Consider the following 26,519-nt stretch of genomic DNA (forward strand, 5'->3'; position numbering starts at 1 on the left):
TTGAATCGTCGAAATTCACCCTGCACCACAGGGACTTTTTCTTTCCAATGAGGGTTGTGTCATGAACGCCAAATCACTGTTGCTCGTGCCCATGCTGGGGCTGGTGGCTGTCCTGTCTGCGTGTGCGGGCCCGATGCCGAAAGCCGATCCCACCGAGGCGTGGATCGGGTTGCAGGAAGAGCCTTCCGGCGTGTTGATGGCCGAGGACCTGGACGGGAAGCGCCTGAACGATGGCCGTTATTTCGATGTGAAGCCGGGAGCACACACGCTGGACGTGGACTTGATCGTTGAGGGCAATGGCGACGACGGGCAGATGAATTGCGAAGCGGGGATCAGCTTCACCCGGTTCAAGGCGGGCGAGCATTACAAACTGGTGGAGTCGAGTCTGGGCGAGGAATACCGGGTGAAGCTTGAGGATTCCCAAGGGCACCAGATTGGTCGTAGCCGGGACTTTACGTGCATGCCGGGGTGATGTGATCAACAGCATCCCGGTGTAGCACGCCAGCGCACCGGGCTTTTCCTGTGGGCGCGAATTCATTCGCGAAGGGGTGGGTACATCCGCAGTATCTCCATCGCCTGAACCATCTTTCGCGAATGAATTCGCTCCCACAGGTTTTGCGTCACGACACGATTACGCGATCGACATCAACCCCCTGTAGCCGTCCGGGCCTCCACTGTGGGAGCGAATTCATTCGCGAAGGGGCCGGTACATCCACAGCATCTCTATAGCCTGAACGCTACGGCCTCCTGCTATCCCATATCCGTGAATGCTCGGCAGCGCATCCTGTTTCTCCGTGTTGCGTCGGATAGGCAGGGTCCGTAAACCTACCAATACTGCGTGCCAATCAAGTGGGTCGACTCATTGAAAGGACGTAGGGGAATATGGATTCAGCCGAACAACAGATTGCGGATGAGGCGGTGGTATTTGCCAAGGCGAACAGGCGGGAGATTGCGAGAAGGCTGACAGATCCATCGATTTATCTGTCTGAAGACTCGCCGGTTTCGGTATTCATGGCAGGGTCTCCAGGTGCCGGCAAGACTGAAGCCTCACTCGAATTTCTCGCTCGCTTTGGCGGGACTGTCTTACGAATAGATCCTGATACTTATCGCTCGGAATTACCGGGATACACAGGCAGCAATTCTTTTTTGTTTCAGAGAGCAGTGTCAGTCCTGGTTTCAGCTGTTCACGATGAGGCGTTGCGGTTGCAGCAATCGTTTCTGCTGGATGGTACGTCATCGAATTACGAGACAGTCTCGCGCAACATTCAGCGCTCACTGAAACGAGGTCGATTCGTACTGGTTTTATACGTGTACCAAAACCCGGAGCGGGCCTGGGAGTTTGTGCAGGCGCGGGAGAAAGTCGAAGGCAGAAATATTCCGCTCTCCGGGTTTGTGCATCAGTACTTCGCCGCTCGAGAGGTCGTGAATCGGCTGAAATTCGATTTTGGTCACGCGGTGACAGTCGACATCTTTATCAAAAACGCAGACGGGTCGACCAGAGCGTACAAAGAGAACATCCAGCGAATTGACACCCATATACCCGAATCCTATGATCGGGCCTTGCTCGAGCGAATGTTGAGTCACCTGAGGTACACATAATGTCAGCCCCTGAAAAACTCAAAACCGTTAAATCGACGCCCTTCTCAGACTTCGTCCGCAACGCCACCTCTGAAGAAAAAGAACGCGTCTATCAGGAAGTCATGAAGAAAGCCTGGGAGCGTCAGGAGCGGATCATCGAGAAAGCCCGCAACCTGTAACCTGAATTTGCCCATTAAAGCCGCCCCTCAAGGCGGCTTTGTCGTTTCAACCCAACGCCATCACCTGCCGACACTCCAGCACCAGGCTCGCGCCGCCGGAGGGGCTGTTGCCGATGCGCAGTTTGAAGCCGTGGAGGTTGACGATGGCGGCGACGATGGAGAGGCCGAGGCCGAAGCCGCTGTGGTTGTTACCGGTTTCGCTGCGGTAGAAGCGTTTGAACACGGCTTCGCGTTCGGCGTCGGGGATGCCGGGGCCGGTGTCCTGGACTTCGATGAACGTGGTGTCGCCCTCGGCCCGGGCGATCATCAGCACCTGGCCACCGGCCGGGGTGAATTTGATCGAGTTGCTGAGCAGGTTCGATAACGCTTCGAACAACAGCGCCCGGTCGCCCACCAGCGGCGGCAGCTGTTCCGCGACTTTCAGGTGCAGTGAGACGCGACCTTCTTCGGCCAATGGCAGATAGAAATCGAACAGCTCATGCAGCAGCGGCACGGGATCGAGTTGGCCGAAGGCGGAGCGGCGCTGGTGGTCTTCCAGCTCGGAAATGCGCAGCAAGCCCCGGAAACGGGCCATCAGGGTATCGGCGTCAGCGATCACTTGTGCCATCTGTTCGCCCTGGGGCGAATGTTCCGGGGATTGCTGTTGAATGCGGTACAGCTGCGCCCGCAGCCGGGTCAGCGGGGTGCGCAGGTCGTGGGCGATGTTGTCGCAGACGCCTTTGACCTCGTTCATCAGCCGCTCGATGCGATCTAGCATGGCGTTCACGATGTCGGCGAGCATGTCGATTTCGTCCCGACGGTCCGAGACCGGCAGGCGCTTGGTCAGGTCGCCGATGACGATGGCTTCGGCGCTGGCCTGAATCGCGCCGATACGCCGCAAGGGTCGACGGCGCAGCAGGTGCCAACCCAGGGCGCCAGGGATGATCGTCAGCGAGACGCCCCAGAGCAACGCACGCAGGATGAGCGTGGCCACGGCGAACAGCGAACCGTTGTCCCGGACCAGCACCAGCCAGCGGTTGTCCATCGTGTGAATGGCCACGGCATCGCAACTGGCGCGCGGCAGGTTCGGGTCGTCGGAATCGATGCAGGTGTCCAGCTCCTGGATTTCACCGGTCAGCTTCAGGCCCTCAGGAATCTCGCGGATCGGCCCGGCGATGGGCTGAAGGTCCTTGTCGAACAGGCCATAGGCGTCGACGGTGCGGATGTCGAAGCGCTCGCTGGTGTGCAGCGCGTCGTCCAGTTGGACGCCTTCGAAGCGCGAGAACAGTTGCTGGCGCTGCATCAACGAGTGGCGGGCGAGGTTGTTCAGGTAACTGGTGACTTCCCAGTACAGCACCCCCATGAGGATGCTGCTCCAGGCCACGAACAGAAAACTGTAAAGCGCCAGCAGACGGCTGCTGGAGGAGCGCCAGCCCTTAGACGGGTTCGGCAATGACATAACCTGAGCCTCGAACGGTACGTATCAGCGGCGTCAGGGTAGGGGGATCGATTTTCTTGCGCAAGCGACCGATGTGCACGTCGATGAGGTTGGTGCCAGGGTCGAAGTGGTAACCCCAGACTTCCTCGAAGATCATCATGCGGGTGATGATCTGTCCGTTGTTGCGCATCAGGAATTCCAGCAGCTTGTATTCGGTGGGCAGCAGGTTCAACGGCTGCCCGGCGCGGCTGGCTTCGCGGGTGATCAGGTTCAGCTCCAGATCGCCGACCTTGAGCATGGTTTCGGCCTGGGTTACGGGGTTGCTGCGGCGCAGCAGGACCTCGACCCGAGCGGCCATTTCGTCGGAAGCGAAAGGTTTGGAGAGGTAATCGTCGCCCCCGGCGCGCAGGCCACGGACGCGTTCATCGACGTCGGACAAGGCGCTGATCATCAGGATCGGCGTGGCAATGCCGAGGGCGCGCATGGTGGTGACAATCGCCAGACCGTCTACTTCGGGCAGCATGCGGTCGAGGGTGATGAGGTCGTAATCGCCGCTGACGGCGCGCACCAACCCCTCACGGCCATTGTCGACCCAATCCACCTGGAGGCCATGGCTGCTTAACTCGGCGACGATTTCCTTGGCGGTGACGGCATCGTCTTCGATTGTCAGAATTCGGGTCATTGGAGTGCCTGAACCACGTTGCGACTGGAGACTCGCATTTTGCCTTTAAACGTAGCCGGTATTTCTTAAAAATTATTTAAGTACGAACTGCGGCCTTTATTTCGCAAACGATCTATGACCTGTGGGTGGGAATTCTTTCGCGATACGTCGGTGCGGGCAACACCTCTCTATCGACTGTACCGACGTATCGCGAATGAATTCGCTCCCACAGATGACTCATTCCGTCTTGGGGGCGCGGTTGCCCTCGCGCTTTTTATCCGAACGCTGTTCTTTCTTTGGCGTCCCGCTCTCACTTCGAATCTGCGCATGGCTGATCAGTGCGAAGATAAAGCTCCCGCCGATGATATTCCCCGCGAGGGTCGGCCCGGCGAACACCAGCCAGAACTCTTTCCACGACAATTCCCCGGCGAACACCAGGTACGAGACCTCCGCCGAGCCGACCACGATGTGGGTGAAATCCCCCAGCGCCATCAGGTAGGTGATCATCAGGATGATCCACATCTTGGCGTTTTCCATGGAGGGGATCATCCAGACCATGGTGGCGATCATCCAGCCGGAGACGATGCCCTTGGCGAACATCTGCGTGGTGCCGTTTTCCATCACCTTGCGGCCGATGTCCAGAAAGGCGGCGTCGGTCTTGCTGTCGAAAATCGGCAGTTCCAGCATCACGTACGCCACCAGCAGCGTGCCGCACAAGTTGCCCACCAGCACCACACTCCAGAGCCGCAGGAGACGGCCGAAGTTGTTCAGCGTCGGCTTGCTCATCACCGGCAGCACGGCCGTCAGGGTGTTTTCAGTGAACAGTTGCTGACGGGCAAGGATCACCGCAAGAAACCCGGCGCTGTAGCCCACGCTGGCGATCACCTTGAACGCTTCGCCGTCCGGCAGCCGCGAGTTGAGCAGCCCCATGGCCATCAGCGACAGGCCCATGGTCAGGCCCGCGGCCAATGCCGACCAGAACAGCGCGGCGACGTTGCGCTCCAGCTCCTGATCGCCCTGCATGCGGATCGTCTCGTGCAGCACGGCGGCGCGGGGGGGCTGGTTCTCGTCGATGTCGCGTTCTTCTTCGGGGGTAAGGCCGGGGGTCTTGCCGTCTTGTTCAGTGTCCATGCTGCTTCTCTTGGGTAGTCTGGCGGTTTGCTGAGGGAGACGGTCAGTTTTTTTCGGTGTACCTGCTGCGCCGTGCTGTTGGTTGAGACACAATCCGCTCCCCGTCGTTCGCCCCTGCGCGGCGGCCTTTTCATTGATTCGGGAGACCCCACCGTGACCCTTCATATTCGAGACGCCACCCGCGCCGATGCCGCCGTGATTCTGGGCTTCATCACCGAGCTTGCGATCTACGAAAAAGCCGAGCACGAGGTCAAGGCCAGCGTCGCCGACATCGAGCGCAGCCTGTTCGACGAGCCGTCACCGGCCAAGGCGCTGATTTGCCTGCTCAACGACCAGCCCATCGGTTTTGCGGTGTATTTCCTCAGCTACTCGACGTGGCAGGGCCGCAAGGGGCTGTACCTGGAAGACCTGTTCGTGTCTGCCAGCCAGCGCGGGATTGGCGCGGGCAAGCAACTGCTGCGGCATCTGGCGAAGATCGCCCATGACACCGGATGCGGTCGTTTCGAATGGAGCGTGCTGGACTGGAACCAGCCCGCGATCAATTTCTATAAATCGATTGGCGCCGAACCGCAGGACGAGTGGGTGCGGTATCGGATGGAAGGGGAAGGGTTGAAGCGGTTTGCGTTGGGTAACGAGTAGGCCGGCACGGTGGATGACCTATAGGCGCGAATTCATTCTGGGCGGTATTCCCACGAGAGTCCGGTACATCCGACGTAGATGTAGCGCCTGCCAAGCCCCTTCGCGAATGAATTCGCTCCCACAGGGGTTCGATATCGCCACGAATGTGCGGCCTGACGCAGGTTTAACTGTGGGAGCGATATCGCCACGAATGTGCGGCCTGACGCAGGTTTAACTGTGGGAGCGAATTCATTCGCGAAAGTTGGGACAGGCGATGGAGATGTGCAGGCTGTACCAACCATTCGCGAATGAATTCGCTCCCACAGAGGATCGTCAGCGCACGCCAGGCCTCAGCCTGGCGCGAAGGCGACGGGTATCCGGTTCAGCCCGTCAGATCAGCACTGTCAATCCGCACCACACCCGCCGCCGTCAGGTCCTGCCACGCCTTTTCCAGCGACCCGCCGAGGTCGATCGCCTTGCACGCGTCAGCGATCACCCACGTATTGAATCCCGCCGCCCGCGCATCCAGCGCCGACCATGCCACGCAGAAGTCCAGCGCCAGGCCGACCACGAACACGCTGTCGACCCCGCGCTCCTTCAAATACCCCGCCAGCCCGGTCTGGGTCGTGCGATCTGCTTCGACGAACGCCGAATAACTGTCGATCCCGGCGTTGCAGCCCTTGCGCAGGATCAACTGCGCTTGGGGAATATCAAGGTCGGCATGCAGCGCCGAACCGGAAGTCCCTTGAACGCAATGATCCGGCCACAGCGTTTGCGGGCCGTAGGGCAGGGTGATGCTGTCGAACGGCGCGCGCCCGGCATGACTCGATGCGAACGAAATGTGCCCGGCCGGGTGCCAGTCTTGCGTGATCACCACGTTGCGAAACTGCGCGCCCAGGCGGTTGATCAGCGGCACCAGTTGATCACCCTCGGCCACTGCGAGCGCGCCACCGGGCATGAAGTCGTACTGCATGTCGATGACCAACAGCGCGGCACGAGGGTCTGAAGGCGTCCGGGAGAGGGCGGCGGCCATCAGCCAAACACCCGAATCGGCGCACCCGCGTGCCACGCCTGTATGTCTTCAATCATCTGGCTGAAGAACATCCGGTAGTTGTTTTCGGTGACATAGCCCACGTGCGGCGTCGCCAGCAGGTTCGGCAGGCTGCGGAACGGGTGATCGGCGGGCAGCGGTTCGATGCCATACACATCCAGCGCCGCACCGGCGATCTTCTTCTGCTTGAGCACGTCGACCAGCGCGTCTTCATCGACGATCGGGCCGCGAGCGGTGTTGACCAGATACGCCGTGGGTTTCATGCGGTTCAGCGAGGCGGCGTCCACCAGCCCGCGGCTGCGATCACTCAGCACCAGGTTGACCGAGATGATGTCTGACTGCTCGAACAGCTCGTCTTTGCTGACGTAGGTCACGCCATGTTCGGCGGCCCGTTCGGCGGTGAGGTTCTCGCTCCAGGCAATGACCTTCATGTCGAAGGCCAGCGCGTAGCGGGCGATCTTCTGGCCAATGCTGCCGAGGCCGACAATCCCCAGAGTCTTGCCATACAGGTCGGTGCCAATGCCGATCTGCCAGTTGCCCGCGCGCAGGGAGTTGGCCTCGTCGACGATGTTGCGGGTGACGCCCATGATCAACGCCCAGGTCAGCTCGGGGGCGGCGTATTTGTAGCTCTCGGTGCCAACCACCGTGATGCCCAGACGCGCGGCGGCCTTGAGGTCCAGCGCCGCGTTGCGCATGCCGCCGGTGACCAGCAACTTGAGGTTGGGCAACTGGCTGAGCAGGGCATCGTCGAAGATCGTGCGTTCGCGCATCACGCAAATCACGTTGAAGTCGTTGAGGCGGGCGACCATGGTCGCGGTATCGGCGGGGAAGTCGTGGAGGAAGCTGACCTCGCCAATCGGGTTGAGTACGGTCCAGTCCACCACGTTCTGGGCAACGGACTGCCAGTCATCGAGCACGGCAATTCTCAGCGCGGAACCCTGAGTCATTTCGGTTAAGCCTCGTTCAAGAGCACATTGGATTTGTGGAGGCCAACATACGCCTGCCCAACCGTCAGTGGAACCCCATCGCCGCTCTGCGCCGGGTGTTGCTGACCTTGCCCCATACGTTGGAATGCATACCTGCAGGAGCGAATTCATTCGCGAGGCGGCCTTTCAGACCCCGAAAATCGGCCAGCTGTACCGACGTCTCGCGAATGAATTCGCTCCTACAGGGGGATTGGTGTCGATTCTGGGATCAGTTGAACAACCCCGCCGCGATGTTGATCGAAAACCCCAATATCGACGTGTTGAATAGAAACCCGATCAACGACTGCGCCAGCACCACCTTGCGCAAATTTCGGGTCGCCACGCCCACGTCCGAGGTCTGCACCGCCACACTGATAGTGAACGAGAAGTACAGGAAGTCCCAGTAATCCGGATTCTGCTCACCGTCGGCAAACCGCAACGCCGCGTCGTCGCCGTTCCAGGTGTAAAACATCCGGGCGTAATGCAGGCTGAAAATCACCCCGATCAACAGCCACGACCCGACGATGGTGAACCCGGTAAACGCGTAATGCAGCGCCTTGTCGCTGGAAGACATGTCCTTGATCCCGGCCAGTTCCAGCACGATGGCGGCGAGGCTGGCAATCGCCGCCACACAGACCATCACCAGCACCCAGCCAGCGTTTTCATCCTCGACTTCGGCGATGCGTCGCACGGCTTCGGCGTTGGATTTAAACGTGCGGATCATGATCAGCAGCATGTACACCCAACCGGCGACGTTCCAGGCGATCAGGCATTTACTGGTGAGGGTGATGGAGGGGGCGACGAGGGCGGCAACGATGCCCGCGACAACACCGAAAGCGATGGCGATGGTCAGGCGAGGGTGGGTCTGGGTCAGATGGGACATGGACGGCTTCACGGCAGTGAGATGCTGGAACCTTAGCACGCCATGAACAGTGGAGCAGATGAAGAAAAACGGCGCGCAAGGGGTTACGCGCCGGTCGCCATATGGCAGTTAACGTGGTTCTGTTTCAGGCAGCGTTGCGAGCCCGTATTAACGGACCAGGCAAGGCTGCTTATTGTTGAACGTCCAGTTCGGAATCAGGAACTGCATCGCGACGCTATCGTCCCGCGCACCGAGGCCCATGCCTTTGTACAGCTCGTGGGCCTTGGCCACCTGATCCATGTCGATCTCGACCCCGAGGCCCGGTTTCTTCGGCACCTGCACGTTGCCGCCGATGATCTGCAGCGGGGCTTTGGTCAGGCGCTGGCCGTCCTGCCAGATCCAGTGGGTGTCAATGGCGGTGATGTTGCCCGGCGCCGCTGCGGCGGCGTGGGTGAACATCGCCAGGGAAATGTCGAAGTGGTTGTTGGAATGCGAGCCCCACGTCAGGCCCCACTCGTTGCACATCTGCGCCACGCGCACTGAACCCTGCATGGTCCAGAAGTGCGGGTCGGCCAGCGGGATGTCCACCGATTGCAGCTGGATCGCGTGGCCCATTTCACGCCAGTCGGTGGCGATCATGTTGGTGGCGGTGCGCAGACCGGTGGCGCGGCGGAACTCAGCCATCACTTCACGGCCCGAGTAGCCATTTTCAGCACCGCACGGGTCTTCGGCGTAGGCCAGCACCTTGTGCTGATCGCGGCACAGGCGGATGGCTTCTTTCAGCGACCAGGCGCCGTTCGGGTCGAGGGTGATGCGGGCTTTCGGGAAACGCTCGGCCAGCGCAGTGACCGCCTCGATTTCCGCGTCGCCGCTCAACGCGCCGCCTTTGAGTTTGAAGTCTTCGAAGCCATAACGCTCGAACGCCGCTTCCGCCAGACGCACCACGCGCTCCGGGGTCAGGGCTTCTTCGTGACGCACGCGGAACCAGTCGTTGTCGGCGTCTTCTTCAGTGCGGTAGGGCAGGTTGGTTTTCTTCTGGTCGCCGACGTAGAACAGGTAGCCAAGCATCTTCACTTCGTCACGCTGCTGGCCTTCGCCGAGCAGGGCCGCGACCGGCACTTCCAGGTGTTGACCGAGCAGGTCGAGCACAGCGGCTTCGATGCCGGTGACCGCGTGAATGGTGATGCGCAGGTCGAAGGTTTGCAGGCCACGACCGCCGGAATCGCGCTCGGCGAAGGTGCGGCGCACGTCGTTCAGAATCTTCTGGTAGTTGCCGATGGTGCTGCCGACGACCAGGGCGCGAGCGTCTTCCAGGGTCTGACGGATCTTCTCGCCGCCGGGGATTTCACCGACGCCGGTGTGACCCGCGTTGTCTTTCAGGATCACGATGTTGCGCGTGAAATACGGACCATGGGCGCCGCTCAGGTTGAGCAGCATGTCGTCGTGGCCCGCGACCGGGATGACCTGCATGTCGGTGATAACGGGGGTGCTGCCGGAAGTCTGTGTCGTCATGGCGAAATCCTTGGTTGTGCAGGGCGCCGCGAGGGCGCCGTTGAATCGGGGTTCAAGTCGTTACGAATGGCTGGGCGTGGCGTCGGGTTTTGACCCTGCGGTGACGGGCGCCGCGCCGGGTTTCGGTGTCGTGCGCACGCTGAACACCAGGATCGCAGCGATGATCGACGTGGCGGTCAGGCCGTACAGCCCACCCTGAATCGAGCCGGTCTGTTGTTCGAGGATGCCGAACGCGGTCGGTGCAACGAAGCCGCCGAGGTTGCCCACGGAGTTGATCAGGGCGATCACGCCAGCGGCGATGCGGGCGTCGAGATAGCCTTGCGGGATCGGCCAGAACAGCGACGAGGCCGATTTGAAACCCATCGCCGCGAAGCAGATGGCAACGAAGGCGAACACTGGACCGCCCGTGGTGGACATAAACATCCCGGCAGCCGCGATCAGCAGCGCCGCGGCGACCCAGGCCTGCTGGTGCTTCCACTTCGCCGAGAGGCTGGCGAAGCCGTACATGCAGACGATGGCGATGAACCAGGGGATCGAGTTGTACAGACCGACCTGGAAGTCGCTCAGGTTGCCCATCTTCTTGATGATGCTCGGCAGCCAAAACGTCGCTGCGTAGATCGTCAATTGAATGAAGAAGTACATCAGGCAGAACAGGATGATTTGCGGGTCTTTCAGCAACTGGCCGATAGACAGCTTCACCGGGCTGGCGGCTTCACGGGCGCGCTGTTCAGCGTCGATGGTGTCCGTCAGCGCGTCTTTTTCCGCCTGGGTCATCCACTTGGCGTCCTGGGGTCTGGAATCCAGCCAGAACCAGACGAACACGCACAGACCGACCGAGAACAGGCCTTCGATGAGGTACATCCACTGCCAGCCGTGCATGCCCAGGCCTTCGATTTGCAGGAGCATGCCGGACAGCGGGCCAGAGATCAGCGAGGCAAACGCCGAGCCGCTGAGGAAGATGGCGATGGCCTTGCCGCGCTCGACGCCCGGCAGCCAGCGGGTGAAGTAGTAGATCACCCCCGGAAAGAAACCGGCTTCGGCCACGCCCAGCAGGAAGCGCAGGATGTAGAAGTGGGTTTCGTTTTGAATGAAGGCCATGCCAGCCGCGACCAGGCCCCACGTGAACATGATACGGGTCAGCCAGAGGCGGGCGCCGACTTTCTGCATGAGGATGTTGGAGGGGACTTCGAACAGCGCGTAGGCGACGAAGAACAGGCCAGCGCCAAAACCGTAGGCGGCTGCGCCGATGCCCAGGTCGTGTTCCATGTGACTGCGGACGAAACCGATGTTGACCCGGTCGATGTAGTTGACGATGAACATGATGACGAACAGCGGCAGGATATGACGTTTGACTTTGGAAACCGCCGATTGCAAGACGGAATCGTTGACGTCATCCACTCGTGATGAGGGTGTGTTCACTCTGTTGACTCCCACTGATTATTTTTATGCGGGGCTTTCGTATGTGTGTGACAAGGTGTGTGCGCCTTGTTGTTAGTCATCATACAAGTGCGCGTTATCTCCGCAAGCGGTTTTCAAGGGCTTGTGGGAAATATTTTGGTGTCATAGGCTTGCTTGTCTGACAAGTTGAATAAGTCTGTTTGAGCGGTCGGTTGCCCTGTTTTGCGGGGGTTCTGATGGGGTTTTCTCAAAGCCTGCGAGGTGCCAGGCGACCACTCGCCTCAACCTGTCGAACTGAAAAAAGACAAGTGCGACTGGGTCGGGCTTTCAGTCAATCGAGGCCACTGTTAGGACAACCTCCATGCAACCACCCTCTCATAGACTTCCCAAACGGCGGCAACACAACCTGGCCACGGACCTGGTCACAGACCTCAGTCAGCGGATTCTCATGGGCAGCATCGCGCCGGGGGAAAAGCTGCCGTCCGAGAGTGAAATCGTGCGTCAGCACGGGGTAAGCCGGACCGTGGTTCGGGAGGCGATCTCCAAGTTGCAGGCATCGGGGCTGGTGGAAACCCATCAAGGCAAAGGCACCTTCGTGCTGCAACGCACCGAGCAGAGCGGCATGCGTTTGAACGTCGAAACCGCGTTCAGCGTGCGCCACATCATCGAACTGCGGCTGGGCCTTGAAACCCAGGCCGTCGCGCTGGCGGCTCAGCGGCGATCCCTGGAACAGCTGTCGGCCATGCGTTTGGCACTGGATGACTATCAGGACCTGCTGGCCAAGGAAGACAGCTGCGTGGAGGCGGACCGCCGCTTTCACCTGCTGATTGCCGAAGCGACGGGTAACCCGTACTTCGTCGAGATCCTGCAGAACCTGGGCAACGCCGTCATCCCCCGCAGCCGCATCGCCACCAGCGAACGGGCTGGCACCAGCCTGACGAACCATGCCTATCTGGCGAATCTGGAGCACGAAGCCATCCTCGCCGCCATCCGCCGCCAGGACCCCGACGCCGCCCGCGCCGCGATGCTGACCCACTTGAGCAACAGCCGAGAGCGGCTGGCGCCGGGGGAGTGAAACGATCGGTCAGGCAATCGGTCTGACGCGGACTTGGCTGTAGGAGCGATATCGCCACGAAATGTGCGGCAATACGCAGGCTTAACTGTGGGAGCGAATTCATTCGCGAAACGTGGGTACATCCCACACGTATCTGTCGCCTGCCCAACCCTTTCGCGAATGAATTCGCTCCCACAGGGATACCGCATCCGACCCTAATGAGCTGACTGCAACACCCCCATCATCACCCCCATCTGCCACTGGAAATACGGGTTGAACGTCAACCGCGCAAACACCTTGCCCGGCTCGCGATGCCCCCAGTCCGAGTACCACACCGCATCACCCTTCAAACACTCTTGCATGTCCGCCGCTTCCTGACCGTTCCAGCAAATCCGCTGACGCCCATCCTGCCCGTACAACGGATTCTCCGGCGAGAACAGCAGCCCCATATGGGAAAACTGGGCAATGCGAAACTCTGGCAGGTAGTCAGTGCGCACCAGCACGCGCGGCGATTGGGCGGCGTTCGCCGGTTGATCCCCGTACCAGATCAGGCGGCTGTCCGGGTGCCTGAAACGCGCATTGAACGTGTCCAGCACATACGCCGTGTCGAGCACCGAGTCGTGCTGCGTGATCGCAACGAACACCGGCTTGTCGTAAGGCCGCTCTTGAATACGGTCCTGTGCCAGCAAAGCGCTGCGGTAGAACTGGGCGAACCCATTGGTGGGCACATTCAGATAACGAACCGGGGTCTGCATCGGTCGGACGCCATCGTCGGGCTTCGCCAGCCACGGCCGGAACCAGCCGATGTACTGCGTCACCCAGGCGTAAGTATTTTCCGGGCGAAACGCAGGAGAAAACAGCACCAGTCCGGCAACGTCCGCATGCGCATAGGCATAATCCAGCACGAGATTGGCCCCGGTGGAAAAGCCCCCCAGATACACCGTCGGCACCTCGCGACGCATAATCAGCGTCTGTTCGCGCACCACCTGCTGCCACTGTTTGAGCGTCACATCAAGCATGTCCGAGGGCTTGCTGCCGTGCCCCGGCAACAACACCGTGCGCACCAGAAAGCCCTGATCGGCCAGCGCCTGCCCCACATCATTGAACGACCACGGCGAATCCCCCAGCCCATGCACCAGCAGAATCCCGCCCTTCGCCACCCCCACAGGCCGCCACTCACGGGGCGCGTTCCACTCCAGCTCGGCAGCGTGATCATCGGTTTGAAAGGTGCGGTTCTGCTGAAGCCAGGCCAGGGTCTGTTGGCGATACTCGGCAAAACTCGACTGACCCAACGGCACCTCGGTGGACGCGCAGGCGGGGAGGGTCAGTAGGGGAAGAAAGAACAGGGCGAGGCGGGATAGGGGCAAAGTGGTGTGACCTCACAAGCATCGGCGATGCTTGGCACTCTGACACGCTGTCGATGCCTTGGGTATCCGGGGCGGGTGATTGTCATGCGGGAACTCGCGGCAAAAATCAGGCAGACTCCGCAGACCCCTAAAAACAAGATGTGACCTGTATGACCCGTTTAACGCGCCGCTCCCCGGAAGTGCCCCATGTTCGCCCTTGATCACGCGCTGGCCCAGGACATTGTTGATCGGGCGATGGCGATTTTGCCGTGCAACGTCAATGTGATGGATTACCTCGGCATCATCATTGGCAGCGGTGAGGCGGAGCGGTTGTACACGCGGCATGAGGGCGCGCAGTTGGTGCTGGCCAATCGTCGGGTGGTGGAAATCGATGCGCACACGGCCAGGCAACTGGACGGGGTGCGACCGGGGGTGAACCTGCCGTTGATGCTGGACCAGAAGCTGGTGGGGGTGCTGGGCATCACGGGGGAGCCGGATCAGGTGCGGGTCTATGCCGAGCTGGTGAAGATGACGGCGGAAATGCTCATGGAGCACCGTCGTCAGCAGGCCGACCAGCAGTGGCGGCATCAGCGCAGTGAGGATTTGCTGGCGCGGCTGTTGTGGGGCGACAGCGCCGAGCATCTGGTCGATGAGGCCGAACAGCTGGGTTTGCAGCCGCAATTGCCGCGTCAGGCGGTGTTGATTGAACTGCCTGACGGTGCGGGCTATGCGGGTCCGTTGGCGGCCTGGTTGAACGGACGTTACGCCAACAGTTGGTGTGTGTCGTGCGAGCCGAGCCTGGTGTATTGGTGTCGTGCGGCGGGCAAGGATCGCGATGATGCCTTGTTACTGGAGCAGTTCGACGAGCAGGGTTGGCCGGTGTCGCGCATGGCCACGGTCGAGCCGTCGTCAGACCTGATCTCTTTACGCCACGCCTGCACGGCCGCCCGCGATCTGCTGGATTACGCCCGTCACGTTCAACCGCAACACCGGCTGTTGAGGTTGGCGAATCATCGGCTGGCGGTGCTGTTCTGGCGCAATCGCCATGACTGGCTGGCCGAGGAAATCGCCGAACCGGTGCTGCGTTTGCAGGGTAACGGCCAACTGCTCGACACCCTGCGCGCCTGGTTCGATTACAGCGGCGAAAGCCAGGCCTGCGCCGATGCCTTGGGGATTCATCGCAACAGCTTGCGCTATCGGCTGGAAAAAATTGCCGAGGTGAGCGGGTGTGACCCGTACCGGACCGATGAGCTGTTGAGGTTGTACCTGGGAATGCAGATGATCCCGCGCTAAGTCATCAGGCCCCGACGCTGCAATCCATGGCATCCCGGCTCCTCTGTAGGAGCGAATTCATTCGCGAGACGGCGTGTCTGGCGCTGGCTATGAGGAGCAGTGCCCATGTCTCGCGAATGAATTCGCTCCCACAGGTCGAGTCCGGTACCCGGCACGCTTTACAAATCCATCGCCTCGACCACCTCAACCCGCCCGCGCACCTGCTTGGCCCGATACAGCGCCTTGTCCACCGAGCGCAACAGGGCTTCGAAATCTTTCCGGCTGTTCAACGTCGAGGTTTGCGCCAGCCCGGCGCTGAAGCCAATCGGAAACGGCAGCTTCGCTTCTGCCTTCGGCGGGTCCAGCGCCTCGCACAAGCGTTTCATGAACATCTGCGCCTGTTGCACGTCGGTGCCGGGGAACACCAACAGAAATTCCTCGCCGCCCCAACGCACGAACACGTCATCCTTGCGCATCAACCGAGTCACAGTGTTGGCGAACAGTTGCAGGGCCGAATCCCCCATCGCATGCCCGTACTGGTCGTTGATGCGCTTGAAGTTGTCCAGGTCGATCATCGCCACGGCCAGCGGGTAGCGTTGCGGCCCGTTCTGACGACGCTCCTGATGAAGAATCGTCGCCACCGCGCCGCGTCGGTTCAGGGCGCCGGTCAGGGTGTCGGTGATGCTCAATTGCACGACCTGCTGGCGCAATTGCTCCTGCAACATAAGGGCGAAGCTGAGGGTGAACAGAAACGAGACCATGAAATCCATCGCCAGCGCAGGCAGCGAGAACATATCCGGTTCATCGAAGGCCAAGGGCGGCGGGGGATCGACGGCCAGCGTAATCGCGGAATGGGCATGAAAGATAAGCAGCGCGATGTGCCCGGCAAGCAACGCCCAGGCACCCCGAAAACGTTTTCTCAACGGCCAAGTCACGCAGAACTGCACGGCGATGGTCAGCACGCAGAACAGAAAAAACCACGACAGCATGTAATCGTTGTGCAGCAGCACACTGGCGCCGATGCCGTACAGCAACACGGGCGTGAGCAGCATTCGCAGGTGCCACGCGACACCTTGGGCACGTTCGGCCAGTTGATGCAGCGCCAAGGTGTGGCAACCGATGGCCAGCAACAGCCCTGCAGTGTTGGCGATAAAGGCAGTTTCGGGCGTGAGAATGCCCAGCCAGTCGGGGCCCTGGGGAATGACGCCGGGTTGCATCAGGTCGACCGCGCGATAGGCCGCCAGCACCAGATCCCCGGCAATCCACCAGTGCAGCGGCGCGGGGTGACGGCTGGTGCCGACGTAGGACAGGCACAGCATCAGCGTGGTCATGAGTCCGAACGGGATGATGATTAACAGCAGGGTGACGGGATCGTTCAGAAGCATAGGGCTGCGGCTTTCATCGTGAAAAAACCAAAACGGGCAGATCGGCCATGAGGTGGCGATAACCCGTAAAAAATAGTGGCTATATAGTGTCATATTCGCCGGTTTGTGTGGCCGAAATGTCTCCGATACAGCAGACGTTATAGAGAGCAACCCGCCAACCGACGATATCGCCGGGCCTTTTGTTCAGATGAACAACACAGCGTCTGACCGCGTTGTGCGAAGGGCAGGCGGAATTTCCCGGCACCCGTGCGAAGATCGCGACCATCGATAAGGAGAACACCATGAACATCGTCATCGCCCCGGATTCCTTCAAGGACAGCCTCAGCGCCCAAGGTGTCGCCCAGGCCATTGCCAGCGGCTTGCGTGAGGTGTGGCCGGACGCGCGGCTGGTCGAATGCCCAATGGCCGATGGCGGCGAAGGCACCATCGAAGCCGTGTTGGCGGCGTGTGGCGGGCAATGGATGACCACCGATGCAACAGGACCGTTGGGCGCATCGACACAGGCGCAGTGGGGATGGTTGCCTGACACCCGTACCGCGATCATCGAAATGGCGATGGCCAGCGGCTTGCAGATGCTGACCCTGAAACAGCGCGATGCCACGGTCACGACGACGTACGGCACCGGCGAATTGATCGCCGCCGCGTTGGACGCCGGTGCGCAGCGGGTCATTCTGGCCATCGGCGGCAGTGCCACCAATGATGCGGGCACGGGCATGCTGTCGGCCTTGGGTGCGCGCTTTCTCGATCAAGAGGGCGAGCCGCTCCCCCCCGGCGGCCTGGCACTGAGCCAGGTCGCACAGATTGATCTGGATGGGCTGGACGCCCGCCTCAAGGACGTGCAGTTCGAAGTCGCCGCCGACGTCAACAACCCACTCTGCGGACCCAACGGCGCCTCACATATTTTCGGGCCACAGAAAGGCGCTTCGCCGGAGCAGGTGCTGGCATTGGACGCAGCGTTGGGCCACTTCGCCGAAGTCTCTGCCCGCGTGCTGGGCAAGGATGACAGCGAGTACCCTGGCACCGGCGCGGCAGGGGGAATGGGCTTCGCTGCCAAAGCCTATCTCAATGCTTCGTTCCGTCCGGGTGTGGAAGTGGTCGCTGACCTGACCGGTCTGGCCGCCGCTCTACAGGGCGCCGATCTGGTGATCACCGGGGAAGGGCGCTTCGATGCCCAGACCCTGCGCGGCAAGACGCCGTTCGGTGTCGCGAAAATCGCCCAGCGTCATGGCGTGCCGGTGATCGTGCTTGCGGGCACCTTGGGCGAGGGCTACGCGGACCTTTACGAACACGGCATCAGCGCGGCGTTTGCCTTGGCCAGCGGGCCGATGACGCTGGAGCAGGCCTGCGACAACGCCGCGTCCCTGCTGCACGACCGGGCACGAGATCTGGCGCGGATGTGGCGCCTCGCCGCGCGGTGATCGAGCGATCAGTTGTCGCCCAGGCACGTGTTGCCGCTGGTTTCATAACGCAGGGTGTGGGCCTTGCCCATGTGATCGACGTAGCCCAGGTCCACCGGGCGCACGCCGCAGAAATTCAGGTTCGGGGTCTTGGTGACTTCGGCGATATCGAGCTTGGTGCCGTAGGTGTATTCCTGCACCTGCGGCATGTTCTTCATGTCGGCGTGGGCGGTCAGGGCAACGCTGCTCAACACGGTCAGGGTCAGGGCGATCAGTGTGGTTTTCATGGGAGGCTTCCTCATTTCAGGGTTAATAACTTCTTGAGCCCGTATGACGAAGCCGGGGGAGGGTTATTCCCGGAGGCTTGAAAATATCTTTGCTTGACGCAGATTCAACTGTGGGAGCGAATTCATTCGCGAAGGAGGCGCAGCCGACCCGGATATGTCGCCTGTAAACCCATTCGCGAATGAATTCGCTCCCACGAAGGTCTCGTGCCGCAGTCCGATCACCGGCTCTGCAACTGCTCCAACACCTGCGCCGTGGTCCACAACCCATGCGCAAGGAACCGGTAATTGATCAACGCCGCCTGATACCCGTCACCCTCCGGCACCTGCGGCGCGGCCGTCGCGTCGCGCACCACGACCACTTCGAACCCTTGTTCCACCAGATCACGCAGGTGCGATTCGACGCACAAATTGGCCGCCATCCCCGCCAGAATCACCTGCGAGACCCCTTGTTTGCGCAGTTGCAGGGTCAGGTCGTTGGTCTGCGGGCCGTAGATTTTGTGCGGCGAGCAGATGATGGTTTTGCCGTCGAGGATGTACGGTTTGTACTGCGGCATGAAGTCGGCGCCGGAGCCGTCGAAGCCAGTCAGGTCCAGCGGCGAAGTCCGGTCGAACATGCCAACGTCGTGCATCATTTTTTCCAGCGGTCCGCCATGCTCCCAAGTGTGGTCACAGGGGTAGTAATAATGAGGGGAAATGACCACCGCGATCCCGGCCTGTTTGGACGCCGCGAATAACTGCTCCAGGTGGCCAACCACGCCATTCTCGGTGACGCTGTTGCCCACCAATGGCCAGGTCACGCCTTTTTCGCTCAGAAAATCCACCTGCGGATCGATCACCACCAGCGCGGCACGCGTGAGGTCGAGGGAAAAGTCGACCTTCGGCAACACACCGTTTTCGGGGTCACGGTAGAGGGAATTGACGTTCGAATCAGTGCTCATTGTGAGGCTCCTCGGATTGGAATAACCTCTTGCGGTCGCCGCCGACCGGGGCGTCGCAAGTGAGGGTTATCCTCGTTCTTTACGTCGGAGGGGTTTTGTCCCGACGTCCGCGTTTTTTGCCTGAAGTGACTCAATGGACGCGCTATCCGAGTTTTTCGACCGAATCCACATGAACGGACGGCTGTTCTACGCCGGGACGGTGTTCGATACCCTCGACATCAACAAGCCCGACGGCACGGCGTTCATTCACATCGTCGAACGCGGCGACCTGGCGTTGATTCGCCCCGGTCATCCGCGCATCGAACTGGACGGCCCCACCGTTCTGCTGTGTCCGAGCACCTGCCGTTACAAACTGCAACCGACCACCGAGCAGGGCGCCGATATCCTCTGCGCGACCTTCGAGTTCGGCGTCAGCATGGGCCGCTCATTTCCGCTGGGGGTCACCGACACGCTGGTGTATCCGTTCAAGGACATTGAGCCGCTGGTGCCAGTGATCACGGCGCTGTTGGCCGAATTTCGCGGCCAAGGTGCAGGGCATCGGAAAGGCCTGAGCGTGCTCTTCGAATACATCTTCATCGTGCTGGTGCGGCGGGCGATGGAGGACGGGATGATTGCGCGGGGTGGGTTGAGCGCGATCCTCGACCCGCACCTGGGTGCTGCGATCAACGCGATTCACCTGAGTCCGGAGCAGGACTGGAACCTCAAGCAACTGGCCGAGCTGGCGTGCATGTCCCGCAGCAAATTCTCGGCGCAGTTCCTCAAGGTGGTCGGCGTGTCACCTATCGCCTACCTCACGGCGTGGCGGATGAAGCTGGCGCGGGACCTGATGAAGCAAGGCGTGAAACTCAAGGTGATTGCCGCGTCGGTGGGCTACAGCTCCCAAGCGGCGCTCAGCAAAGCGTTCGTTCAGGAAATGGGCCTGCCGCCTGGGGAATGGCTCAAACGGCAGGACTGAAGCGGATCAGGCGGGATTGAGTTGCAGGGCTGGGATGGGTTTGCGCATCAGGGTGCCCACCAACACCGCGCCCACCAGACCGACGCACCCGGCGACCCACAACACCGAGCCGAAGCCTGTCACGAACGCCTGCTGCGCCAAGGGTTGCACCACGGCGCGGGCGCCCGTGTCGACAGCCTGCAACGCGGCGCTCATGTCACCGGCCACTACGCGAGACGCGATGTATTCGGCCTGGTCGAGCCATTCCGGCGCGAGGTTGCGCAGGCTCAGGTTCAACGCTTTCAACGTGTGGCTGGCGAGCAGCGCGCCGTAGACGCCCACCGCCAGCATGATCGCGCTGAACCGCATGGTGGTGCTCATGCCCGACGCCATGCCGGTGCGCTCCCGAGGCACGCAAGCCATGATGTTTTTCTGGGTGTCACCGTTCAGCAGTCCGGCGCCAGCGCCGGTCACCGCCATGGCCAGCGCGAAGGCCGGATAACCCCCCAGCGTGGTGGCCCAGGCGCACAGCAGGTTGCCGGTGCTGACCAGTGTCAGCCCCAACGCCATCATCGCGGCAGGCGACAGGTGCCGAGCCAGTTTTGGCCCCAATCGAGGGAGCAGCAGCATGGTGATCGCAAACGGCAACATGCCCAGGCCCGAGCTGATGGCGCTGAAACCGAGGCCGTTTTGCAGATAGAACGGCAGCAGCGTCATCATCACCTGAGCGCACCCGGCGTAGGCGAACATGCCCAGCAACGCGCCGATGAAGCGCGGGTGTTTGAACAACTGCAAATCCACCATGGGCCGACGCTGCAAGCGCTCCGCGACCACAAACAGGCCCAGTAACAATGCGCCCCCAGTCAGGCGGGCGAAGGTCAACGGGTTGTCCCAACCGATGCGGTTGGCTTCGATCAATCCCCAGATCAGGCTCAACAGGCTGGCACTGAAAAACAGGCTGCCGATGGGGTCCAGACGGGCCGACTGCTCATTACGCGACTCGCCGACGTTGCGCGACACCATCGCCAGCAACAGCAGACCGACCGGCAGGTTGAGGTAAAAAATCCAGCGCCAGCCCACCAGCTCCGCGATCAAACCGCCGACGGTGGGCGCAGCCGTCATCGCCACCCCCATGCACGCGCCCCAGAACGCCCAGGCCTTGGCCCGTTCGACTTCGTCGTGAAACACGTGGCCGATGGTGGCCAGTGCCGAGGTCAACAGCAGTGCGGCCCCCACGCCCTTGACCGCCCGGGCGATGTCGAGAAAGACGATGTTCGGCGCAGCGCCACATCCGACTGATGCGAGGATGAACAGCACCAAACCGGTGAGCAGCATCTTCTTGCGCCCGAAGCGGTCCGCCAGACTGCCTGCGGGCAGCAGCAACGCGGCGAACGCCAGCATGTAGGCGCTGACCACCCATTCAATGTCGGCGAACCCGGCGCCCAGGTCCCGGGCGATACTCGGCAGGGTCACGGCAACGATGTTGGTGTCGAGCACGATCAGCGAGCACACGCCGGAAGCGGTGAGCAGGGTCATGCGGGGGCTGGGATGAGGCATGGCAGCTCCAGTGTTAGGTTTTGACTAATGCTCAGTGAGCGACATTCGGGGCACGATCCGTATGTTTCTGACTGAGCGCGCCCCCATGTAGCGGAGAGGCCTGCTAGCGGCAGCGCAGATACCGGGGTTCGGTGACATTCAGAATATCGCCGAAAGGCGTATGCTTCGTTACCTGCCTCCCACGAATCAATTACCTGCCAGGTAACGTGCCATGGAAATCCGTCATTTTCGCTACTTCCTCGCTGTTGCCCGGCACCGTCATTTCACCCGTGCCGCCGAGCAACTGGGCATCGCGCCGCCGACGTTGACGCGGCAGATCCAGGATCTCGAAAGCGCCTTGGGCACACGGTTGTTCGTCCGCGAGCAGCGGGAGGTTCGTCTGACCGACGCAGGCCGCGCCTTGCAGATCGAGGCCGAACTCGCAGTGCGTCAGTTCGAGACCGCGCAATACAACGTGCAGCGGGCCGGACGGGGCGAAGCGGGAAAGATCGAATTGGGGTACGTCGCTTCGGCCGTGTTTTCGGGCGTGTTGCAGCGTCAGGTGGGGGCGTTTCGCCAAGGGCATCCCGACGTCGAGTTCGCGATCACTGAACACCTGATGCCGGCGTTGCCGAGGATGATTGAAGAAGGGCGGCTGGACGTGGGCTTCATTCGTTCGCCCATGAACCTGCCGGAGTCGGTCAGCGCTGTGAAGCTTCTGACCGAAGGGTTTGCCCTGGCGCTGCCGAGCGGGTCATGGCTCAGCAAGCTCAAGCTGATCAACGCGATGCACCTGCAAAACGAGACGTTCATTCTGCCCGAGCAGATTTCCGGGACATTGGAAGTGGCCGCCCAAGGCGGCTTTGCGCCGACCCTGGGGCCTCAACCGGGCGGTCTGGTGTCCGTGGTCGCGCTGGTGAGCCTGGGGCAAGGCGTGGCGGTGGTCCCGGAATCGGTGGTCGATCACATCCAGTTGCCGAACGTGCTGTATCGACGCATCGAAGACTGTCAGCCCACCTCATACCTGTCGCTGATCCACCGCCGCTACGAAAAGGCCCCCGCGGTCACGCGCTTCATCGAAAACGTGAAAAACTCGCGGGAGGCCTGATCGCCACTTAGCGCGCCAACAGCCCGGCCAGCACGGTTTTCAGCGTCACATGGCCCTTGCGTGGCAGCCCTTCGAAGCGAATCCAGCCTTCGTTGAAGCCGTCGAGCATCTGCATGCGCGGCAGCGGATTGCTCATGCCTTGCGAGGTAAACAGGTCATGCCAGGTGTCGCGGGGCACCGCCTGCATCGACACCGGCTTGCCCAGCAGTTCGCTAAAGGTGTCGGCGATCTGGTTCGGCGTGACGTGACTTTCAGCTTCCAGCTCGACGATCCGCTTGCCGAACCACTGTTCCTGCAACAGCTCGGCGGCAACACGTCCGACGTCCGCCGTGGCAATCATCGGCACCGGTTTGTCCAGCGGTTGCAAAAAGCTGGGAATCACACCGGTTTCTGTCGCAGGCGCCACGTCCCACAGGCAGTTTTCCATGAACCAGCCCGGACGCAGGAAGGTCACCGGGAGTTCGAGCGTGCTCAGGCTTTTCTCCAGCAGTTGCAGCTGATTCAGCAGATTGGGCTGCGTCGCCTGAGCGCCGATGGTGGAGATGCACACCACCTTGCCAGGGGCCGCCGTGGTCAATGCTTCGTTAAGGTTGGCGATGACCTTGCGGGTTTCCGGAAAGCCTTCGGTCGGCGAGAAGTTCGGCGGCAGCAGGATGAACACCGCGGTGCTGTTCTGAAAGGCAGTGGTCAACGCCGACACGTCGTCCACATCGGCGACCGCAACCTCGCATCCTTGATTCGCCCACACCTGACCTTTCTCGGCGCTGCGCACCACCGCACGCACCGGTTTGCCCGCTGCCAGGAGATTGCGCGCCACTTCACTGCCCACTTGCCCGGTCACACCCATGATCGTGTACATGAATCCGTTTCCTCATTCGGAGCGACCTGATGTCGCCGTTGCGAGAATTATCGCGTCGGGCGGTTTGATTCTCCGATAGCATGGGTGTCATTGCATCCATGCTGGAGAATCATTAATGAGTTTCGACGGACGTTTGGCCGGTGGCATGGGCGTGCTGTCGGCGGTGGTCGACAGCGGCAGCTTCGTCAAGGCCGCCGAAGCGCTGGACATGACCCAATCCGGTGTCAGTCGCGCAGTGGCCCGGTTGGAAGCGCGGCTGGGGATTCGGCTGTTCGACCGCACCACGCGCTCGGTCAAGCTGACCGATGAGGGCCGCCGACTTTACGAAGAGATTGCGCCGCTGCTGGCCGGGCTCGAAGAGGCGGCCACCCAGGCGTCCGGGAGCGCCACGGCCGTGCGCGGGCGTTTGCGGGTCAACGTCGATCCGTATTTCTCCCGGCTGATTCTGGCCCCGGCATTGGGCGACTTCATGGCCACCTATCCTGAGCTGGAACTGGACCTGGTGACCCGCGAGCAACTGGGCGATCTGATCGCGGACGGCGTCGACCTGGCCGTGCGTTTCGGGGAGCAGCCCTCGTCATCGCTGATTGGTCGTCAGTTGCTCAAGACGCGGGTGTTGACCGTCGCTTCCCCGGCGTACCTGAAAAAGCACGGCAGGCCGCACCACCCGACTGATTTGCAAAGCCCTCAGCACGTCTGCATCGATTTTCGCGACTCACACACCGGGCGTCCGTTTCCGTGGGAATTTCATCGGGGTGATGAGCGATTGTTCGTCAACACGCGTGGGCGGTTGATGGTCAACGACGTGGGAACGATGCATCGCATCTGCGAGGAAGGGCAGGCGGTGGCGCAAGTGTTGGCGTTGGGCGTGGAACCGGCGCTTCGGGAGGGGCGACTGGTGGAGCTGTTTCCGGACTGGCCGGACGAGTATTTCCCGCTGTATGCGTTGTACCCGTCCCGCCATCTGCCACCGGCCAAGGTGCGCGCCTTTCTGGAGTTCGTCGTCGCGCTGAGCCGTTAGCCGACTCAGCGCAGGACGAAGTCAGGGTTTGCTGGCAGCCAGTTCGGCTTCTTCGTCCATGTGGTCGGACTCGAACAGCTCGGCCAGTTCGGTTCGGGCTTCCAGTGCGCTTTGCATGACCTTCGCCGCATCGTCGTAGATCAGGTGCTGACGGTTGAGCACCTGTTCGTCATGACGCTTGAAGCGATTGATGCGCGCCGCCGCCTGCGCCTCGGTCAAGCCCAGGCCAATCAGGGTGCGGCGAGTCATCTCCAGACTGGAATAGAAGGTTTCCCGAACCGCCTGCGCGTCGAGGTCCAACAGGCGATGCACGTGCTGCCGGTTACGGGCCCGGGCGATGATTTTCAGGTGCGGGTACAGCTTGCGCACCAGCTCGGCGGTCTTGATGTTGGTGTCCGGGTCGTCGGTGGCGATCACGAAGTATTCCGCCTGATCCACTTTGGCCGCGCGGAGGATTTCCGGACGCAGCGGGTCGCCGTAAAACACCGGGACATTGCCGAAGCTGCGGGTGAACTCGATCGTCTCCACCGAAGTGTCCAGCGCAATGAAAGGGATTTTCTGCGCACGCAGGATACGCGCCACGATCTGCCCCATCCGGCCCATGCCCGCGATCACGACGCGAGGGTTGTCCGAATCGATGTCCCTGTATTCATCAGGCACTTCCTTGACCACCGCTTTGGGTTTGAGCCAGCGTGACATCACCAGCAATAGCGGCGGGGTGAGGGCCATGGAGAGGGTGATGGTCAGCACCAGCGTGTCGTACAGCGTGGCATCGAACAGGCCTTGGTCGCGGCCAATCTTGAACACCACGAAGGCGAATTCCCCGCCCGCCGCCAACACCAGCCCCAGGCGCAAGGCGCTCTGTTTGCCGAGGCCCCCGGCGAACCGGCCAACGAAGAACAGCAGCGGCAGCTTCAGGCCGATCAGCAGAACGGTCAGGGCCAGCACGGTGATTGGCGAACTCAGCAACAGACCCAGGTTGGCCCCCATGCCGACGCTGATGAAGAACAGGCCCAGCAACAGGCCTTTGAACGGCTCGATCTGCGATTCCAGCTCGTGGCGGTATTCCGAATCCGCCAGCAGCAGACCGGCGAGAAACGCGCCCAGCGCCATCGAGACGCCGACCAGGTCCATCAAATAGGCCGTGCCGATCACCACCAGCAACGCGGTGGCCGTGGACACTTCCTGCAGCTTGGTCTTGGCGACAATGCGGAACACCGGCCGCAGCAAATACCGCCCGCCGACCACGACCACGGCAATGCCGCCCAGCACCTGCAAACCATGACGCAGGGAATCGCCGGACGACGCTTCGTGATCGCCGCCCGCCAGCATCGGCACCAATGCGATCAGCGGGATGGCCGCGATGTCCTGGAACAGCAGAATCGCGAAGGCCAGGCGGCCGTGGGGCGCGTTCAGCTCTTTGCGTTCGGCCAGGCTTTGCAGGCCAAAGGCCGTGGACGACAGGGCCAGACCCAAGCCGAGGACCACGGCGCTGTTCAGCGGCTGGCCGAATCCCAGCAGCGCCACGGTGCCAATCACCAGACCCGTGAGCAGCACTTGCGCCAGACCCACGCCGAACACTGATTTGCGCATCACCCATAACCGTTTGGGCGACAGCTCAAGGCCGATGATGAACAGCAGCAGGACCACGCCCAGCTCGGAAATATGCGCCACGCTCTGCGGGTTGCCGATCAGGCCCAGACCCGACGGGCCGATGATCACGCCAGCGATCAGGTAACCGATCACCGCGCCCAGTTGCAGGCGCTTGGCCAGGGGGACGGTCAGAACGGCGGCGAGCAGAAACACGACTGCGGCCTGCAACAGGCTGCCTTCATGGGGCATTGGGGACTCCTTTCAACGACGAAAAAATGCGTACAACGAACGTAAACTGCCGGTATTAAACCACGGCAAAGTGACAGGGTTCAGTCACCGAGACGCTTCGCCGCAGTATCAAAGGCGCAGGCCCAGGGTGCTATCACCTTTGTGACGGCGTAAGATGTCGGGCGCGTT

General features: G+C 61.4%; 25 protein-coding genes. 10 read left to right on the forward strand and 15 right to left on the reverse strand.

Annotated features, from left to right (window positions below):
* Positions 1-61 precede the first annotated feature (61 nt).
* The 3 genes from ACWKWE_RS14485 (at position 62) to ACWKWE_RS14495 (ending at position 1,757) form a co-directional block, all read left to right on the forward strand.
* Complete coding sequence (locus ACWKWE_RS14485) at positions 62-472, forward strand: PA0061/PA0062 family lipoprotein (RefSeq protein WP_483850913.1); 411 nt, start codon at positions 62-64, stop codon at positions 470-472.
* A gap of 410 nt (positions 473-882) precedes the next feature.
* Positions 883-1,599, forward strand: a complete 717-nt coding sequence (locus ACWKWE_RS14490) for a zeta toxin family protein (RefSeq protein ID WP_483850914.1) — start codon at positions 883-885, stop codon at positions 1,597-1,599.
* Positions 1,599-1,757, forward strand: coding sequence for a hypothetical protein (locus ACWKWE_RS14495; protein WP_483850915.1), 159 nt, complete (start codon positions 1,599-1,601; stop codon positions 1,755-1,757). Before ACWKWE_RS14490 ends, ACWKWE_RS14495 begins: the two co-directional genes overlap by 1 nt.
* A gap of 46 nt (positions 1,758-1,803) precedes the next feature.
* Here ACWKWE_RS14495 and ACWKWE_RS14500 read toward each other — a convergent pair whose 3' ends face one another.
* From ACWKWE_RS14500 to ACWKWE_RS14510, 3 genes are all read right to left on the reverse strand, one after another.
* On the reverse strand, positions 1,804-3,195 hold the full coding sequence (locus ACWKWE_RS14500) for a sensor histidine kinase (protein WP_166596828.1): 1,392 nt from the start codon (positions 3,193-3,195) through the stop codon (positions 1,804-1,806).
* A complete protein-coding gene (locus ACWKWE_RS14505; protein ID WP_166596829.1) occupies positions 3,173-3,856 on the reverse strand; it encodes a response regulator transcription factor in 684 nt (227 codons plus the stop codon). Before ACWKWE_RS14505 ends, ACWKWE_RS14500 begins: the two co-directional genes overlap by 23 nt.
* A gap of 216 nt (positions 3,857-4,072) precedes the next feature.
* Positions 4,073-4,966: a formate/nitrite transporter family protein gene (locus tag ACWKWE_RS14510; protein WP_483850916.1), complete on the reverse strand. Its 894-nt coding sequence runs from the start codon at positions 4,964-4,966 to the stop codon at positions 4,073-4,075.
* Positions 4,967-5,119: 153 nt separating this feature from the next.
* Between ACWKWE_RS14510 and ACWKWE_RS14515 the strand changes: the two genes are divergently transcribed.
* The gene (locus ACWKWE_RS14515; RefSeq protein WP_483850917.1) at positions 5,120-5,605 is read left to right on the forward strand and encodes an N-acetyltransferase family protein; all 486 of its coding nucleotides are present in this window, start codon (positions 5,120-5,122) and stop codon (positions 5,603-5,605) included.
* A gap of 361 nt (positions 5,606-5,966) precedes the next feature.
* Here the strand turns inward: ACWKWE_RS14515 and pncA are convergent, their stop codons facing one another.
* The 5 genes from pncA to ACWKWE_RS14540 form a co-directional block, all read right to left on the reverse strand.
* Positions 5,967-6,617, reverse strand: coding sequence for a bifunctional nicotinamidase/pyrazinamidase (gene pncA / locus ACWKWE_RS14520; RefSeq protein WP_483850918.1), 651 nt, complete (start codon positions 6,615-6,617; stop codon positions 5,967-5,969).
* The gene (locus ACWKWE_RS14525; protein WP_483850919.1) at positions 6,617-7,582 is read right to left on the reverse strand and encodes a D-2-hydroxyacid dehydrogenase family protein; all 966 of its coding nucleotides are present in this window, start codon (positions 7,580-7,582) and stop codon (positions 6,617-6,619) included. Before ACWKWE_RS14525 ends, pncA begins: the two co-directional genes overlap by 1 nt.
* Positions 7,583-7,829: 247 nt before the next feature.
* Positions 7,830-8,483 (reverse strand): DUF1345 domain-containing protein, encoded by a 654-nt coding sequence (locus tag ACWKWE_RS14530; RefSeq protein ID WP_483850920.1) that lies wholly within the window; start codon positions 8,481-8,483, stop codon positions 7,830-7,832.
* 147 nt (positions 8,484-8,630) lie between these two features.
* Positions 8,631-9,974, reverse strand: a complete 1,344-nt coding sequence (gene gudD, locus ACWKWE_RS14535; protein WP_166596835.1) for a glucarate dehydratase — start codon at positions 9,972-9,974, stop codon at positions 8,631-8,633.
* Between the two features lie 60 nt (positions 9,975-10,034).
* Positions 10,035-11,393, reverse strand: a complete 1,359-nt coding sequence (locus ACWKWE_RS14540) for an MFS transporter (protein WP_483850921.1) — start codon at positions 11,391-11,393, stop codon at positions 10,035-10,037.
* 340 nt (positions 11,394-11,733) lie between these two features.
* On the opposite strand from ACWKWE_RS14540, the gene ACWKWE_RS14545 reads away from it, so the two are divergent.
* Positions 11,734-12,447 (forward strand): FadR/GntR family transcriptional regulator, encoded by a 714-nt coding sequence (locus ACWKWE_RS14545; RefSeq protein WP_483850922.1) that lies wholly within the window; start codon positions 11,734-11,736, stop codon positions 12,445-12,447.
* Positions 12,448-12,641: 194 nt separating this feature from the next.
* Here the strand turns inward: ACWKWE_RS14545 and ACWKWE_RS14550 are convergent, their stop codons facing one another.
* Positions 12,642-13,724 carry an alpha/beta hydrolase gene (locus tag ACWKWE_RS14550; protein ID WP_483850974.1) on the reverse strand — a complete coding sequence of 361 codons (1,083 nt, stop codon included), beginning with the start codon at positions 13,722-13,724 and terminating at the stop codon, positions 12,642-12,644.
* A gap of 255 nt (positions 13,725-13,979) precedes the next feature.
* On the opposite strand from ACWKWE_RS14550, the gene ACWKWE_RS14555 reads away from it, so the two are divergent.
* Positions 13,980-15,065: a sugar diacid recognition domain-containing protein gene (locus ACWKWE_RS14555; protein ID WP_483850923.1), complete on the forward strand. Its 1,086-nt coding sequence runs from the start codon at positions 13,980-13,982 to the stop codon at positions 15,063-15,065.
* Between the two features lie 158 nt (positions 15,066-15,223).
* Here ACWKWE_RS14555 and ACWKWE_RS14560 read toward each other — a convergent pair whose 3' ends face one another.
* On the reverse strand, positions 15,224-16,429 hold the full coding sequence (locus ACWKWE_RS14560) for a GGDEF domain-containing protein (protein ID WP_483850924.1): 1,206 nt from the start codon (positions 16,427-16,429) through the stop codon (positions 15,224-15,226).
* Between the two features lie 281 nt (positions 16,430-16,710).
* Here ACWKWE_RS14560 and ACWKWE_RS14565 point away from each other — a divergent pair, with 281 nt between their 5' ends.
* Positions 16,711-17,847, forward strand: coding sequence for a glycerate kinase (locus tag ACWKWE_RS14565; RefSeq protein ID WP_483850925.1), 1,137 nt, complete (start codon positions 16,711-16,713; stop codon positions 17,845-17,847).
* A gap of 8 nt (positions 17,848-17,855) precedes the next feature.
* On the opposite strand, the gene ACWKWE_RS14570 is transcribed toward ACWKWE_RS14565, so the two are convergent.
* Positions 17,856-18,113 carry a DUF2790 domain-containing protein gene (locus ACWKWE_RS14570; RefSeq protein WP_166596842.1) on the reverse strand — a complete coding sequence of 86 codons (258 nt, stop codon included), beginning with the start codon at positions 18,111-18,113 and terminating at the stop codon, positions 17,856-17,858.
* 218 nt (positions 18,114-18,331) lie between these two features.
* Positions 18,332-19,051 carry a cysteine hydrolase family protein gene (locus ACWKWE_RS14575; RefSeq protein WP_483850926.1) on the reverse strand — a complete coding sequence of 240 codons (720 nt, stop codon included), beginning with the start codon at positions 19,049-19,051 and terminating at the stop codon, positions 18,332-18,334.
* A 133-nt stretch (positions 19,052-19,184) separates the two neighbouring features.
* On the opposite strand from ACWKWE_RS14575, the gene ACWKWE_RS14580 reads away from it, so the two are divergent.
* On the forward strand, positions 19,185-20,006 hold the full coding sequence (locus ACWKWE_RS14580) for a helix-turn-helix domain-containing protein (RefSeq protein WP_483850927.1): 822 nt from the start codon (positions 19,185-19,187) through the stop codon (positions 20,004-20,006).
* Positions 20,007-20,012: 6 nt separating this feature from the next.
* Here ACWKWE_RS14580 and ACWKWE_RS14585 read toward each other — a convergent pair whose 3' ends face one another.
* Positions 20,013-21,542, reverse strand: coding sequence for an MFS transporter (locus ACWKWE_RS14585; protein WP_483850928.1), 1,530 nt, complete (start codon positions 21,540-21,542; stop codon positions 20,013-20,015).
* Positions 21,543-21,753: 211 nt separating this feature from the next.
* Here ACWKWE_RS14585 and ACWKWE_RS14590 point away from each other — a divergent pair, with 211 nt between their 5' ends.
* Positions 21,754-22,629 carry a LysR family transcriptional regulator gene (locus tag ACWKWE_RS14590; protein ID WP_166596846.1) on the forward strand — a complete coding sequence of 292 codons (876 nt, stop codon included), beginning with the start codon at positions 21,754-21,756 and terminating at the stop codon, positions 22,627-22,629.
* Between the two features lie 7 nt (positions 22,630-22,636).
* Here ACWKWE_RS14590 and ACWKWE_RS14595 read toward each other — a convergent pair whose 3' ends face one another.
* Positions 22,637-23,488, reverse strand: a complete 852-nt coding sequence (locus tag ACWKWE_RS14595; protein WP_483850929.1) for an NmrA family NAD(P)-binding protein — start codon at positions 23,486-23,488, stop codon at positions 22,637-22,639.
* A gap of 115 nt (positions 23,489-23,603) precedes the next feature.
* Here ACWKWE_RS14595 and ACWKWE_RS14600 point away from each other — a divergent pair, with 115 nt between their 5' ends.
* Positions 23,604-24,509 (forward strand): LysR family transcriptional regulator, encoded by a 906-nt coding sequence (locus ACWKWE_RS14600; protein ID WP_483850930.1) that lies wholly within the window; start codon positions 23,604-23,606, stop codon positions 24,507-24,509.
* A 21-nt stretch (positions 24,510-24,530) separates the two neighbouring features.
* On the opposite strand, the gene ACWKWE_RS14605 is transcribed toward ACWKWE_RS14600, so the two are convergent.
* Entirely contained in the window at positions 24,531-26,351 is a 1,821-nt protein-coding gene (locus ACWKWE_RS14605) for a monovalent cation:proton antiporter-2 (CPA2) family protein (RefSeq protein WP_483850931.1), read from the reverse strand.
* Positions 26,352-26,519: the final 168 nt, after the last annotated feature.

This window comes from Pseudomonas salicis (assembly GCF_057128705.1).